Source organism: Nocardia vaccinii NBRC 15922 (genome assembly GCF_001613305.1).
Lineage (GTDB): Bacteria > Actinomycetota > Actinomycetes > Mycobacteriales > Mycobacteriaceae > Nocardia > Nocardia vaccinii.
The window spans coordinates 389,832-403,324 of the sequence record NZ_BDCC01000007.1 but is presented as its reverse complement, the minus strand read 5'-3'; the positions used below and the strand labels follow the sequence as shown (position 1 = coordinate 403,324).

Here is a 13,493-nt window from a genome sequence, read left to right as displayed (position 1 = left end):
GCCCCGGCGGCAGGAGAAAAATTTTTGGGTCGTGGATGTCCAAGAACGGGTCGCGGACAGGAGTCCTTCCGCAGAACCAGCCGTGGTTCACCTCCCCGACCTGAAACGAGGTACATCCCATGACCGCACGTAAACCTGTCCGCTCGTCCCGGCCCCGCGCTGTGCCCGCGACGATCCCCTCGACCCTGTGGGCATGCGGGCCCGCCCCGATCGAGATCGCCGAGGGCTGGCCGCCGCGCATCGTGGCGCGGGCGCTGCTGGAATACAGCCGCCCCAGCGACCGGGTCCTGCTGATGCCCCGCACCCTCGAGGCCGAGCACCTCATCGGCCACCTGGACCGCGTATCAGCACACGCGCCCGGACACGAGCACATCGCCGACACCGACCTGATCGTCGCCACCACCCTGGCGCCACACGCCCGGGGACTGCGTCCCTGGATGGTCGCCGAGGTCGCCGCAGCCCGGCTCCGGGCCGGAGGACTGCTCGTGGTCCTGGCCCGCCCCCACCGCGACCCCGACGGAACCTTCCACGACCAGACCGGCGACCTGGTCACCGAGGCCCAGAACACCGACCTGCTGTATCTGCAGCACCTCGTCGCCGCCCCCGTCCACGGCACCGACATCGTCGCCACCCCCACCCCCGATGCCGACACCCCCGATGTCCTGGAGGGGTCCGGCGAGCACGACCAGGCCCGCCTGCCCGGCATGGTCCACACCGACACGGTGCACGTCGACGTCCTGGTTTTCTTGCAGCCGCACGACCTCACCACCGCCGCATGAACCCCGGATCCCGCCCGCCCACGCCCGGTACTCCCGCCGGGCCGTCCACTGCTTCGAAAGGTGGTTCTCACATGTCTGCTCCCGACACCACGCCCACCCACACCCCGCCCGCTCGGCCGGTGTCGGTGTGGGCGACCGCACAGGCGAGTCCCGCCGCCCAGCGCGGCCCTCGCTACACTCGCGACTCCTCCGCCCACCCGGCGAAAATGTTGCCAAACATCGCCGCGCACGCCATCACCCGCTACAGCAACCCCGGCGATGTGGTGATGGACCCGATGTGCGGCATCGGCACCACCCTCGTCGAGGCCCTCCACGCCGGCCGCCGCGCCCTCGGCGTCGAGTACGAGGACCGGTGGGCCGCGATCGCCCGCGACAACCTCGCCCTCGCCCGCGAGGCCGGGAACGACACCGACGCGCTCGTGTACACCGGCGACGCCCGCAAACTCGCCACCGTCCTACCCGAACAGGTGCGCGGCACCGTCGACCTGATCCTCACCTCACCCCCATACGGCGACTCCATCCACGGCCACGTCCGGGTGCGCGCCGGGGAAGGGATCCGCAAACGCAACCACCGGTACGGCAACACCCTCGACCGCGGGAACCTGGCCAACCTCGGCGTGCCCCGCCTGCTGTCCGGATTCACCCGCATCCTGTCCGCAGCCACCGCCTACCTCAAACCCGGCGGACACGTCGTGATCACCGCCCGCCCCTGGCGGCAACACGCAGAACTGGTCGACCTGCCCACGCTGCTGACCCGGTGCGCCGCCACCGCCGGGCTCACCCCCGTCGACCGCGCCGTGGCACTTTTGGGGCGGCTCACCGACAACGACATCGTCGCGCACTCGAGCTTCTTCCAACGCGACTTCGTCCTGAAGAACCGCGACGCGGGCCTGCCCTTGGCGCTGATCGCGCACGAGGATGTCCTGATCTTTCGCGCGGATGTCGAACTCCCCCGTAAGGTACTGGACGCCAACCACTTTCAGCATGAGTATATGCCCGGAGACCTTCCCGGGCAGGAACCGCACCCCGGGGACATGGCCGCCTAGTAACCCCATCGCCCGCTCCGGGGTTCGGTACACCCGTATCGAACCCCGGGGGCATCGTCGGGCGGCCCCGGGGCAGGCCCGCCCCATGCGCCGCGTCGGCCGCAGCGCTGGGCTGGTGTGCGGTGCCGCGTTGCGGTGGCCCACACCGGCCGCTGGGCACATCGGCGGCGGTGACCCGATCCCGGGGTGCCGGACGGCGGGCCGGGATGGGCAGCGGGGCGGCACGAGACACTTGCTTGACAAATCCGGGTGTACGGAGCGTTCATGACCGTCCGCGCCGACATTCCAGCGATACCCGATTCCACCCGCACCCCGACCACGCGCGTGATGAATCCGATGTCCAGCGACGGCGCGAAACACCCCCCCAGAGAAACAGTCCGCCCCGAATCCGGGGCCGGAACCGTACACGCCGAAAGCACAGGAAGGAGTACAGCGGTGACCCTTGAACCACCTCTCACCGACGATGCTGCCGAACCTCCCCCACCCGACACCCCGACAGCGCCGGACGCAGGCATCCGCCCCGCCGCGCCTGCCGGGGAGAAGGACTGGCTGACCACACCCGAGGCGTCCCAGGTGTACCGCATCAAAGCGGGCACTCTGCGGTACTGGCGGCACATCGGGTACGGCCCCGCCTCCTTCACCTTGGGCCGCCGGAAAGTCGTCTACCGGCGCGGGGACTTCGACGCCTGGATCGCCGAACAAGAACGCCGCACCCGACGCGGCGGCACGAACGCCGCCTGAACACCCCCGAAACCAAGCTGGCCCCCACCGGTTTACCCCGCTGTTAGCGCAGCGGGCGGCGGAAGCCAGCACCCCTCCACTCACGCAAAGGAATGAGAGGTATGGCCCAGCCTAGACGAGGTCGCCCCGAGCTTGAACCCGGCGACATCCCCGAACCGAACGTGAAACCCCACCCGACCCTGGCGGGGGTATGGACCGCGTCGGGGCGGCCCCGTGACTGGAACGGCAACTACCAGCGCATCTACCGCTCCTCACCACCGGAAACCGACAGCCGGGGCCGCGCCAAACCGGACCGGACCGGGGAACGCGCCCGCCGTGCCTGGCTCGACGCCGCACAGGAATGGGTCGACGCGTCGGCGACCCTGGCCACCGCGCTGACCGCGCGTTCCACCATCGCGCAAGCGTGGGAGGCGTACAAGCAGGACCTGCGCGCACGCGGTCGGCTCGAGGAGACGATCAACAACTACGAACCGGTGATGCGCGACACCGTGATCCCGAAATACGGGGCACGCCAGATCGGGTTGACCAACACCGCCGTCATCGAAGACATGCTCGGGCACGTCGCCCGGATGCGCGGCGGCAGCGCACCACGCATCCTGAAAGAAAACATCCTGTCCGGCATGTTCCGCTACGCCATCCGCGTCGGCGTCACCCTGCCCGGCGGCAACCCCGTCCGCGAAGCACTGCTGCCCAAACCCGCCAACTTCACCCGCCGCCGGGGCGGGTCGGCGTTCGTGGACACCGCGACCGTGGAGAGCATCATCCTGGACGTCTACACCTCCGACGCACCCTGCCCGACCCGGGACAAACGCACCGGGAAGGGGGCGTGGAAACACCGAGTGCCCACCGTCGCCCAGTTCTGCGAGACCTACGACCTGGCCGACTGGGTGGCGCTGATCGCCGCGACCGGGTGGCGGCTGGGCCAGTCACTCGGGGTGTGCGAATCCGACATCGACTTCACCACGGGGCTGTTGAGCCCGCACGGCGCGATCCGGTCCCGAGACGGTTCAGCGCAGGTGTGGGTGGACTACACCACCGTCGACGCGCAAGACCTGCACCAGGGCAAGTTCATCGCCAAACCCGTTGTGCTGCCCCGCATCATGCTTGACATCCTGGCAGCCCGGGTCGAACGGATACAGATAGTCCGGCACGAGATCCGCAAGCGCCGGTTGAAAGCTGGGTTGCCGCCACGGCCGAAGGATGCGGACTGGCCCGAGGATCTGTTGTTCTTCGACTTGGACGACGGCGGGCCCCGAAATTTGAAGAGTATGGACCGGCGGTGGGCGCGGGTGGCCGCCGCGCTCGGGCTACCCGACGACGTCACACCCCACAGCCTGCGCAAACACCTAGGCACCGAAGGGCTTTCAGCCGGGCTCGATGCCACCAAGGTCGCTGACCAACTGGGCAACACCGCCCGGGTACTGCGGAACTCGTACGTCAAACGGCACCAGCCGCACCCGGACGTCACCGCCTTGATCGCCGACAAGATCGGCCCCGCGCTCGAGGAGGTGACACGCCGCCGCTCCAGCTGAACAGCCGGGGCTATCACATCGAACCCGAGAATTCCCTGCCTGCGAGACCCGTCCGTGGCACGCCCGCACGGACGGGTCTCCTTGCTCAGCGGGGTTTGGCCTCCACGGGACGGTTGCCGACACGCGGGCCACCGTAATCAGGGCCGCACCGGCGATTCGCTTATGGTGAGCAGTATCGCCAGCGGACTCGACATCGCGGCACTGCTGCCGCCCGGACACCACCACGATCGCGGCGACTTGGTCGCGCTGCTGACCGAGACTTGATGTGAATGGTGTCCCCTACAGACCCCCGCCGGTGGTGTGCCAGCACGATGTAGCGCGAACCCGTGTTACCCAGCCGCCGGGGAGGCGTGGAGGGCTGGAACTCGTGGACGCGGATCTGGACGGGCCGAGCCTGACACAGGGGTCTGACAGCACTGCGGCCTCAGCGGTCCTGCTCGGGGTGGCTCCCCCGGAGGTTGGGGTGCGGGCCGGGGGAGCCGTTTTCTCCACGGTCCCGCGATTCGCGCAAGGCGGGACCGGAGTAGTGAGTTGGAACTACCCGCGTTCCTTCGGCTCCGGGAGCACAGGGTGTGCAGTCACCGAAGCCCGGGCTACTCACGAGCCCGGCGCAGTGAGCATAAGCGCTGGTCTGCGCTCTGACCAGCCCCGGGGCCTGCGGCACGCAATGTTGTGGGTGTGTTCTATGCTGTCCGCGCCGGGCCTGTCCGCTAGCTGGCAATTGTCTGGGGACGGGCCCGGACCACTTTCAGGCGTGGTGCGGTGGCCACTTACCCCATGACCGAAGTATGACGCGCGGGTGGTGACGCGATCAGCTTGTTCAGGGAGCTGCGACGCAAGCGTGCGGGAATGGTCAGGGCTTGATTTCGTGCACTGCGGCGTTGGCTCGCACGTCCAGGACCGTCAGCAGGATCATGCAGCACACCGCCATGTCCGATAGATGCCCGCGCAGGGTAATCACGGTGTGCGCTGCGGCGCGACGGCATTCGTGGACCAGATCCACGAACGCCGGGGGCAGTGTCCCCTTCTGGAATGCAGGCTCGTGGAACACGGTGCCCAGCTCGTACCCGAGCGATCTGGCGGCGTTGCGCAGCCTGTCCTCGCTCGGAGGCGAGCCACTCTCATCGAGTAGATCGTCGCGCAGGTAGCCGTAGACGAGAGGAAGTAGTGCAGTCATCCGAGGATCCGGTTTCGTTCGGCCGGTCCGGGAGATCCCGTCGATCAGCCGTGTTCTGTCATCACCGGCCGGCAACCATGTTGTGGAGTCGGGTTCGGCTCTCATACTCGTCGCCGGTTCGTCTGTCGCTTGTGGTGTTAGCCGCGAGCTATCGCCGAGCGTCGTTGCTCGACCTCGGCCACACCTCGTTGTGCACTCGCAGAGGTCGTATTCGTTCTCTGCAGTGAATCTTCGGGATGTGATGTGTCCGCCGACACCAGCAAGTGTTCCCGGGCGAGTAGTCGGCCCTCATCGGCAAATATGCGGGATCACCTACCTATTTTTCCCGATTTCCATTTGACGGCCACCTGAGACCACCCCGTCCCAATCACCGATATCGACCACTCCGGCTCACTGGCGCAGCCGCATGCCGTGTCGGCGAGCCCGGAATGATCCGGCGCAGGATCCGGGATTCGGCGTCTACGTGTGGAGGGTGAGCGGCAATGTCACGCCGTCGAGTTCGCTGCCGGTGACGTCGGTGCCCTGCTGCTGGTCGTCGCGGTGCAGACTCCACTGCACGGTCACCTCCAGGTTCTGGCCCACGTGATCGCGGGCGTCGGCCAGGACATACTCGACCAAGGCACCCAGATCGTTGGTGGTGATCTCCTCGGTCATCTGCTCGTCCAGCAGTCCCCACTCGGCGGTCCAGTCCCTGCCACCGGCCAGGCCGCGGTATAGCTCGACATCCACGACTCGTGTCGGTGGCCCGCTCACTACCGGCGGCGGTGGCGTGGCCAGTCGCGGGATCAATCGCTTGAACCAGGCTCGCGACATACATCGATCCTGCACCGAACCGCATCCCCGCGTGGCAGGAATCGGACTGCCGCAACGGATCCCCACGCCCATATCTCCCAGGCGATCAGCGTTCAGTGTCGATCGGGCGTAACGACGCTGACGCTCCGGTCACAACCTCGGCGCTGCCGATGGCCCATATCCGGCGCAGCCGATGGCCGCCGGAATGGTCGTCGGCGAGCGCGCGAACCGGCCGACGGCCGGGCGGCTGGATTCTGTTGGACGGCCCCCGCGTGTGACGACTCCGAGCGAGGGCCGTGCCCAACATGCAATGAGTGAGTGACAACCGTCTGCGGTTGTGAATCGGATCATGTGATCCGGTAGGAAGGTTAGCGCGACTCGCCGAGTTCCACGTCCACCACGAGGGCGTGTCGGAACGATCTCGAGTACGGGGTGATGGTCGAGCGGTCTGATGCCTGTGCGTTGAGCAGCCCACCAGTACCAGGCGCAACGCCGCCGCCCGGCGCAGCGACGTATGTGGCGGTGCGGGCGTGGACTGAGGTTCCGGTGCCACCTCTACATGCCGCGGATGAAAATATCGGTGTCGTGACACGCATGAAGCTTTGGTCGTCCGCCCGCTGCGCCGCTGGGTATCACCGCTGACAAGTCACCGCGCATGACGAAAGGGCCCGAGTCGACGTAGTGCGGACATGCCCCTTTTGGTGCAGGTTTGGGTGCGTGAGCGGGCAACTCACGCAGACTATTTCGCTTGGGTGCGGGCTCTTCTATCATTGTTCCGGTCTGGTGGTCACTGGCTCATGTGGTCGGTCGCCGGGTCGCGAGCGTGGTAGTGGCGCGCCTTCCTACCGGTTACCAGCTCGGGGGAGGCGGCAGATTCACGGATTGTCTTTCCGGTGGTTCCTTCGTTCTCACTCGTCAGGAGGGGCTCGATCATGGCCGTCAAAAGCAAACCGTCACAGAAGTGGACGCTCGACAACGGGGGCGCCGCGTGGGCGTATCTGGTCCAGGGACCGCAGCTGAGCGCACCGGTGATCCTGGTGGCCGACCGCGACCAGGACGCCACGCGCTTGGATGCGTTCGCTGATACGGTGAACAGTCCCGACTATCCACTCGGCGTCATGCTCGCCCGGCGCGGCAAGGACGTCATCCTCGTCGGCTGCGAGCCCGGCGCGGACTGGGAGAGTGCGGTCGGCACGGTCAGATCCGCGGTCCTGGAAACCAAGCGGCGCTACCCGGGTGAGCAACGCGTAGTCCTGGGTGGCGCCGGATGGGCGGGCGTGCTGACACGGTATGTCCTGGCGCAGCTGGAATACGCGGGATCCGATCACCGGGTCGGTGTCTACATCAGCCTCGACAGCACTCAGCCCACCGCAGCGGAACAGAACGAACTGTTCGATGTCGGCAGCATGCCCATGCTGCCGAGAAGCTTGAAGATCACCACCGGTGGTGTCCCAGATCTGGAAGGACTCACCGCGCACGACGATCCGGGCCTGTCGATGTTCGATGACGCGCTGTACGCGTCCGCATCGCCCGCGGATTCCTCGTGGATGACCGAGGAACAGGGATGGTGGCTGCTGGATCGGATCGCCTGAGACCTCGACGTGATGGGCGCGGCCGGAATTCGTTGGCCGCGCTCATCCCCATCACTCCGCTCGGGGATCCGGTCGGGACCGCTCCGACTCGTATGCCCTCGAATCACCCATGTCACCTGTGATAGCCGAGCGAGTGCGGGACCGGTCCCGGGGACGGCGGAAATCCCGCCCGTTTGGAGGCGCTGCGGGAGGATGCGGATAAGAACCAGGATTGGCACCGCTGCTGCTCGCATGGCGGTCGCGATCGTTGCGTGGCGGCTGCCTCGTTGGGGCTTGCTCGTTCGATATTCATGCCAAGACACCGGCGGCACCATTGATGTCGTGGAGCTCGGCCCGGTGCAGATGGCCGATGCGCTCGCCGGTCCGCCACGGCGCAGCCACTCCCGCCCCCCTCGACAACTGGCTGGCGCACGCGCGGCCCAGCATCGACCGGTTCCGTGCCGGGCGTCCGGTCGTTGCCGCCGCCGCGCGCGGGGTATGGCGAGCTCGCCCAGCTGAGCATGGTGAATGTCGCCGTGTCGCTGGAAACCCTGCTCGCTTACCTGATGGTCTCGCGGGCCGCCGCCGGCCGCGGTATCACGGTGTCGGGCTTGTACTTCGAGTCCTCCACCGCGCGGGTCATCGAGGTGACCATGGATGGCATCGCCGACATCCCCCGATGACGAGATCCTCAGGCCGCACCGGGCAGCGGCCTGACCCACGCCGGTCGCGAGTTCGGCCCCCTCATCCCGGACTCGCGACCGGCCCTCCCCGGCTTCGCCACGGACAAACTTCATTCCCAACCAGCCGCGCGCAATTACGCTGCTACACAGGTCATTTCGAACGCATTACACCCGCCGGTCCGGCAATCGGCGCTTCATCACTTCTCTGAACGCGAGCCGGTTACACGGCATCTTCGAAACGCGGCGGACACCCAATGCCAGGAAGGTCGGTCACGTAGCGCGTGGCAAGAACGGCAGGCCACCGCCGACCGCAGCCCGAGAGCAAACGTCAGCAAACGTAGGCTGTGTGTGAATGGGCACGAACGACCGGCTACACCGTAGCCGCGCGCGGACGGATTCGGTCGGACGTGGTTGAGGCATACCGGAAAGCCAACAAGAAGCAATAGGTCAAGTTCGAACTCCCGCCGCACATGAACAAGGAACAAACACCTTGAGCATGGCTGGCTACGGGCCATGATCCGGGAGTTTCCGGCCGATTCGTTCACGAGCAGATCCCCGTGCGGGTGTGGCACGAGCGATGCGCATCGGATCGGCGCGGGATGTCCACTCGCGACCGCGACCCCCGGCCCCGATCGCATCTGACCCGTGCAACCTGTGGCAGACGCCGGAAATCAGGCGGATCGTGCTGCAATCGGTTGGGAGAGAGCAGGTTTCCGACATCACGAAGAGAGGTTGACCCTTAAAGTTGGACGGGCCGTGATCGACCGTTTCCTTCGAGCGAGTGGAGAGCATCGTGTTGGATACCGTGCAAGCCGCGACTGCGTACGTGATCGCCGAGCTGGAGGCCAAGGGCACGGCCACCCGGGAGGATTTCGACGTCGCCGCGATCGTCGCCGCCTCGCATGCCATCAGCGAGAGCTGGGACTTCCGAGCGATCGACCGCACCATGTTCTGGCGCCTCGCCGCCAGCAATCTCAAGCTCCAGGTATAAAAACTGCCGGAGTTGCCGAACATGGGTTACCTGATCATCGTGATCACTCAAACCCGCTGATGCCCGGTGGTTGACCGGGACCTGTGTCGAGGATGCGCAGGACCCAGCGGTCCTTGCTGCGGGTCTTGGCCTGATACAGCTCACGGTCCGCGGCATCGAGCAGGGTCGTGGCGTCGGTGTTCGACGCGGTCGCGAGGATCGCCCCGATACTGGCTGACACCCACAGCCTGTGCTCGCCCACGGTGATCGGGCCTGCCAGCGCCGAGAGCATCCGGTCGATAACCGCGGCCACGCGTCCGTCGTCGACCGGCGGTGCGAGCAGGGCGACGAATTCGTCACCCCCGATGCGGGCCAGCGTGCAATCCTCGCCGGCTAGCTCGTCGTGCAGGCGCGTAGCCACCGCCCGCAGGACCTGATCGCCGGTCCCGTGTCCGTGGCGGTCGTTGATCTGTTTGAACTGGTCCAGATCGACGAAACACAACCCAACCTGCTCATCGCCGTCGACCGTATCGCTCAGCGCTTCGATCCGCTCGAGCAGGTACCGCCGGTTGGGCACCCCGGTGAGCGGGTCGTGCCGCGCGTCCCGATGCAGTTCCTGCTCCAGATGGTGCCGCTCGGTGACATCCTCCCCGACGGCCAGAAGATAATCGGGCAGCCCGCCAGAACCCTGCACATAGGTGATCGTGAACGCCACCCACCCGATGCTGCCGTCGACCCGGACCAGTCGGCGCTCCAGCTTCACCGTGCCATCCCGCGCGCGGACCAAGCCGTCGAATACGACTGTGTCGATCTCGTCCTGGTCCTCGGGGTGAGCGAAGCGATAGACCGAGATCCCCTGCAACTGCTCCATCGGAACACCGATCATCTCCGCCAAGCTGCGGTTGGCGTAGACAAGTGTTCCGTCGGTGTCACCGATCGCCATCGCCATCGCAGCATTGTCGAACACACACCGAAACACCTCGTCCGCCAGAACGGGCGTTCGAGGCTCCGCAGCGGGATGCGCGCACCTTGTGTGATGTGCCTGGCGGGACAGTTCCTCTGGCGCGCGGGTGCCGATTCGGCTGGGGGCGGGTGACGCATCGAGGCCGTATCCCTGTCCCGCAGGGGATTCCGGTATCGATCGATAGCAACTCATGAGGCCGCCGGTCCTGGTCTGGTCGTCTCTGTCCGAATTTCGGCACTGCGGCAGGTGAAGGTCCGGCTCGTGGGGTCGGCTCCGTTGGCGACCTGCCGACAACCGTTGTCGGAACGAAGAATCCTGAGTGTCTCCTCGACCACCCGGGCCTTCTCTCCTGCGTGAGGACCACCATCATGCATGCAAACACACACCCCCGCATCGGTGAAGATACCCAGACGGGTACCTATACAAAAACCGTCGAAGTATCTCATGCACGCCGCGTCCGCTGCGAGGATCAACGGAGCTGGTGGGGCGGACGACAAGGCAGGACACGCCGACACTCCTGGTCACAGCCGCGCGGTCGTCGGGGTATGCGGACGATACGGCCAACCATGCAAGGCGTCAGGTTGGGGTACAGGTGTGGTGCAAGACCATGAAAGGCTGCGCCTGGCGCTTCACCGCGGTTCCACATGCCACCGGCCCCCTGCTCGGTACGACGGTGGTGATGGCGGGCACCGCGATCTAGGTGCGAGGCAACCCGGTCGCTGAACTCGATCACACCGTGCCGGGACATCCGCCCGGGCTTCGGGCTCGCTCGTCTAGGCTTGCCGCTGCGGCATTGTGATGAAGACGAGGAGCAGACTCGTATGGCGAAGAAGGTCACCGTCGAATTGATCGACGACTATGACGGCAAGTCCGCGGCGCAGGAAACCGTGGGGTTCGGCATCGATGGTATCGAGTACGAGATCGATCTGTCGGTGAAGAACGCGGGCAAACTGCGTAAGGCGTTCGAGCAGTGGACCGAGCCTGCCCGCAAGGTCGGCCGGGCTTCCAAGACCAAGAGCAAGCCCAGCAGCCGCGCCGCGGCGGACAAGGAGCAGACCAAAGCGGTTCGGGAGTGGGCCCGCAAGAACGGCTACGACGTGGCCAGCCGCGGGCGAATCCACGCCAGCGTCCTGGAGGCATACAACAACGCGAGTTAGCTAACCAGCCTGCACCAGGATCGTGTCAGCGGGTGAGAGACTGTCCGATTCAGCGCGCAGTCCCATACCTTCATCCGGTCGGCAACACCAGCGAGGGAGCGGTTTGCCGACGGCCTGAGACCAACATCCACCACCACGACTGGTTACAGCCGGTGCCGCGGAATTACTGGGCAACCCGGCTGGGTATCGGCCGTTGCTCTTCGGCTTGGCGGAATACTCAACACTGGCGCACCCAGCCCATGGACCTCCACCCCCTACTTGGGATCGGTCGGTCGACGATTTGACATTGAACTTCGACACCGGCGCACTCCTCTACAGCAAACCCTCGACCTCGCCCGTGCCGTTCCCGGACGCATTGGAATTCGCAGCCCAGCAGAGTATCTCGTTGCTTTGGCACCCCAACACATCGATCACTACCGGCCACTGGGGAACCTGGATCGCATGGGCACCCCACCTGATCTGTCCAGGGCTACTCGCATTGGCCGTGCTAGCCCTGCGGGCAAGAATCAAACGCTAGTAGTCCGATCATCGCGGTGCGCAGCAACAACGTGGCATCGCGGACCAAGACCCGCCGCTCAGCCACTACAATCCAGTCTCAAGCCGTATGCCGCCTGCCAGGTGCTACAGCCCGGCGCACGTCGATTGAATTTTTGACAAATAGATGACAAATAGCCGCAGGTCAGGCGATACCATGCCGCCACGACCTGCGGCTAAGGTTTGGTATGAACGTTGGTAACTCCCCGGGGACGCCCGAACCGCAACCGACCGCCCGACCGCCGGCCCGACAAGCAAATCTCCCCGTCCCCGACGACACGCCGAAGTCGCGGAGAGGCGGGGAGCGTCGCGGAGAGGCGGGGGAGCGAGGCGGGGGAGCTCAGCTCAGGACGCACTGCCCGGTGCCCACGGCGGCGGTGCGAGCAGCCGCGACATCGAGGTCGGACCTGACCTCCTTCAGGGTCAGCACATATCCGGTGTCCTCGTCGGTGACGGCCGCGCCGAACACCACGCCCAGCACGTCGCCCTGCGTATCCACCAGCGGCCCACCGGAATTGCCCGCGCGGACCTTTCCGCGCACGGTGTAGACCTCGCGCTCGACGGTATCGCTCTTGTAGATATTCGGGCCGGTCAGATTCAGCGTCTCGCGCACGCGCGCCGCGCTGGCGGTGTACGGGCCGCCGCCGGGATAGCCGAGCACGATCGAACTCTCCCCCGACGTCGCGGCTTCCGAGGCCAGCGGGATCACCGGCGCCTGCAGTCCGGGCACGTCCAGCACCGCCACATCCTTGGACGGATCGAACAGCACCACCGTGGCGTCCAGCGGCCCCTTGGCGGTATCCACCTGCAGGGAGTTGGTACCGGCGACCACGTGCGCGTTGGTCATGATCCGCTCGGGTGCGACGACGAAGCCCGAACCCTCCAGCATCCGTTGGCAACTCGATGCGACACCGCGGATGCGCAGCACACTGTGCTGCAGGTTGACCGCGACCGGACTGTCGAGCACGCTCCCGTCCGGCGGCGCGACCGCGGCGATCGGCGCGCGGCTGAACGGGCCGATCACATCCGGCAGCCCGGAGGTGTTGAGCAGCTGGGAGAATTCGTTGGGCACCTTGCGCAGCCAGTTCGGCGCGACCTTGTTGACCTCCGAGAGCACCCGCGAACCGTTCACCGCCGCCGCGATCGCCGGTTGCGAGGAGGAGGCCAGCGGCAGGGCCAGCAGCCAGGCGGTGGCCAGCACCGCGACCAGTTGCAGGCATGCCCCCACCGCGCTGTCCACGGCTCGGATGAACGTGTTGCGCATCCCGCTGCGGGCCGCGCGGCCCAGGACCATGCCGGCCACCTCGCCGACGATCACCAGCGCCACGATCAGCACCACGCCGACCAGAACGCGTTTACGGCCCTCGGCGATGTGGATCAGAATGTGCGGCGCGATCAGGATGCCCGCCACCGCGCCCAGGATCACCCCCAGGAAGGCCAGTGCGGAGGCCACCGCGCCCTGCCGCCAACCCGAGGAGGCGGCCAGCAGCGCGATGATCACGACCGCGATATCGAGCCAGTCCGACGAGGTCATAATGTCATCCCCA

The 13,493-nt window shown here is 66.5% G+C and carries 13 protein-coding genes; 9 read left to right on the top strand and 4 right to left on the bottom strand.

The window, feature by feature from the left end:
• The first annotated feature begins 119 nt into the window (after positions 1-119).
• The 4 genes from NV1_RS04505 (at position 120) to NV1_RS04490 (ending at position 4,098) form a co-directional block, all read left to right on the top strand.
• Positions 120-779, top strand: a complete 660-nt coding sequence (locus tag NV1_RS04505) for a hypothetical protein (RefSeq protein ID WP_157116559.1) — start codon at positions 120-122, stop codon at positions 777-779.
• Between the two features lie 71 nt (positions 780-850).
• Positions 851-1,825: a TRM11 family SAM-dependent methyltransferase gene (locus NV1_RS04500; RefSeq protein ID WP_067885691.1), complete on the top strand. Its 975-nt coding sequence runs from the start codon at positions 851-853 to the stop codon at positions 1,823-1,825.
• A 435-nt stretch (positions 1,826-2,260) separates the two neighbouring features.
• Positions 2,261-2,566: a helix-turn-helix transcriptional regulator gene (locus NV1_RS46700; RefSeq protein ID WP_373864580.1), complete on the top strand. Its 306-nt coding sequence runs from the start codon at positions 2,261-2,263 to the stop codon at positions 2,564-2,566.
• 101 nt (positions 2,567-2,667) lie between these two features.
• A complete protein-coding gene (locus NV1_RS04490; RefSeq protein WP_157116557.1) occupies positions 2,668-4,098 on the top strand; it encodes a site-specific integrase in 1,431 nt (476 codons plus the stop codon).
• Between the two features lie 853 nt (positions 4,099-4,951).
• Here the strand turns inward: NV1_RS04490 and NV1_RS04485 are convergent.
• Together NV1_RS04485 and NV1_RS04480 are read right to left on the bottom strand one after the other, a co-directional pair.
• Positions 4,952-5,275 (bottom strand): hypothetical protein, encoded by a 324-nt coding sequence (locus tag NV1_RS04485; RefSeq protein WP_157116556.1) that lies wholly within the window; start codon positions 5,273-5,275, stop codon positions 4,952-4,954.
• Positions 5,276-5,734: 459 nt separating this feature from the next.
• Positions 5,735-6,088 carry a hypothetical protein gene (locus NV1_RS04480; RefSeq protein WP_067885685.1) on the bottom strand — a complete coding sequence of 118 codons (354 nt, stop codon included), beginning with the start codon at positions 6,086-6,088 and terminating at the stop codon, positions 5,735-5,737.
• Between the two features lie 911 nt (positions 6,089-6,999).
• Here NV1_RS04480 and NV1_RS04475 point away from each other — a divergent pair.
• From NV1_RS04475 to NV1_RS04465, 4 genes are all read left to right on the top strand, one after another.
• Entirely contained in the window at positions 7,000-7,659 is a 660-nt protein-coding gene (locus tag NV1_RS04475) for a hypothetical protein (RefSeq protein ID WP_067885681.1), read from the top strand.
• Between the two features lie 437 nt (positions 7,660-8,096).
• Positions 8,097-8,321 (top strand): hypothetical protein, encoded by a 225-nt coding sequence (locus tag NV1_RS04470; RefSeq protein WP_067885679.1) that lies wholly within the window; start codon positions 8,097-8,099, stop codon positions 8,319-8,321.
• A 344-nt stretch (positions 8,322-8,665) separates the two neighbouring features.
• Positions 8,666-8,767 carry an Lsr2 family DNA-binding protein gene (locus NV1_RS46695; protein WP_084525055.1) on the top strand — a complete coding sequence of 34 codons (102 nt, stop codon included), beginning with the start codon at positions 8,666-8,668 and terminating at the stop codon, positions 8,765-8,767.
• Positions 8,768-9,114: 347 nt separating this feature from the next.
• The gene (locus tag NV1_RS04465) at positions 9,115-9,312 is read left to right on the top strand and encodes a hypothetical protein (RefSeq protein ID WP_067885858.1); all 198 of its coding nucleotides are present in this window, start codon (positions 9,115-9,117) and stop codon (positions 9,310-9,312) included.
• Positions 9,313-9,355: 43 nt separating this feature from the next.
• Here the strand turns inward: NV1_RS04465 and NV1_RS04460 are convergent, their stop codons facing one another.
• A complete protein-coding gene (locus tag NV1_RS04460; protein ID WP_084525054.1) occupies positions 9,356-10,447 on the bottom strand; it encodes a sensor domain-containing diguanylate cyclase in 1,092 nt (363 codons plus the stop codon).
• Positions 10,448-11,076: 629 nt separating this feature from the next.
• Between NV1_RS04460 and NV1_RS04455 the strand changes: the two genes are divergently transcribed.
• Positions 11,077-11,412: a histone-like nucleoid-structuring protein Lsr2 gene (locus NV1_RS04455; protein WP_067885675.1), complete on the top strand. Its 336-nt coding sequence runs from the start codon at positions 11,077-11,079 to the stop codon at positions 11,410-11,412.
• Positions 11,413-12,286: 874 nt separating this feature from the next.
• Here NV1_RS04455 and NV1_RS04450 read toward each other — a convergent pair.
• Entirely contained in the window at positions 12,287-13,480 is a 1,194-nt protein-coding gene (locus tag NV1_RS04450) for a MarP family serine protease (protein ID WP_067885673.1), read from the bottom strand.
• Positions 13,481-13,493 lie beyond the last annotated feature (13 nt).

What these genes read in the sequence shown, in the direction of transcription:
- NV1_RS04490 (WP_157116557.1), top strand. Translation starts at nt 2,668, where the DNA reads ATGGCCCAGCCTAGACGAGGTCGCCCCGAGCTTGAACCCGGCGACATC.
- NV1_RS04480 (WP_067885685.1), bottom strand. Translation starts at nt 6,088, where the DNA reads ATGTCGCGAGCCTGGTTCAAGCGATTGATCCCGCGACTGGCCACGCCA.
- NV1_RS04455 (WP_067885675.1), top strand. Translation starts at nt 11,077, where the DNA reads ATGGCGAAGAAGGTCACCGTCGAATTGATCGACGACTATGACGGCAAG.
- NV1_RS04505 (WP_157116559.1), top strand. Translation starts at nt 120, where the DNA reads ATGACCGCACGTAAACCTGTCCGCTCGTCCCGGCCCCGCGCTGTGCCC.
- NV1_RS04485 (WP_157116556.1), bottom strand. Translation starts at nt 5,275, where the DNA reads ATGACTGCACTACTTCCTCTCGTCTACGGCTACCTGCGCGACGATCTA.
- NV1_RS04460 (WP_084525054.1), bottom strand. Translation starts at nt 10,447, where the DNA reads ATGAGTTGCTATCGATCGATACCGGAATCCCCTGCGGGACAGGGATAC.
- NV1_RS04450 (WP_067885673.1), bottom strand. Translation starts at nt 13,480, where the DNA reads ATGACCTCGTCGGACTGGCTCGATATCGCGGTCGTGATCATCGCGCTG.
- NV1_RS04500 (WP_067885691.1), top strand. Translation starts at nt 851, where the DNA reads ATGTCTGCTCCCGACACCACGCCCACCCACACCCCGCCCGCTCGGCCG.
- NV1_RS04475 (WP_067885681.1), top strand. Translation starts at nt 7,000, where the DNA reads ATGGCCGTCAAAAGCAAACCGTCACAGAAGTGGACGCTCGACAACGGG.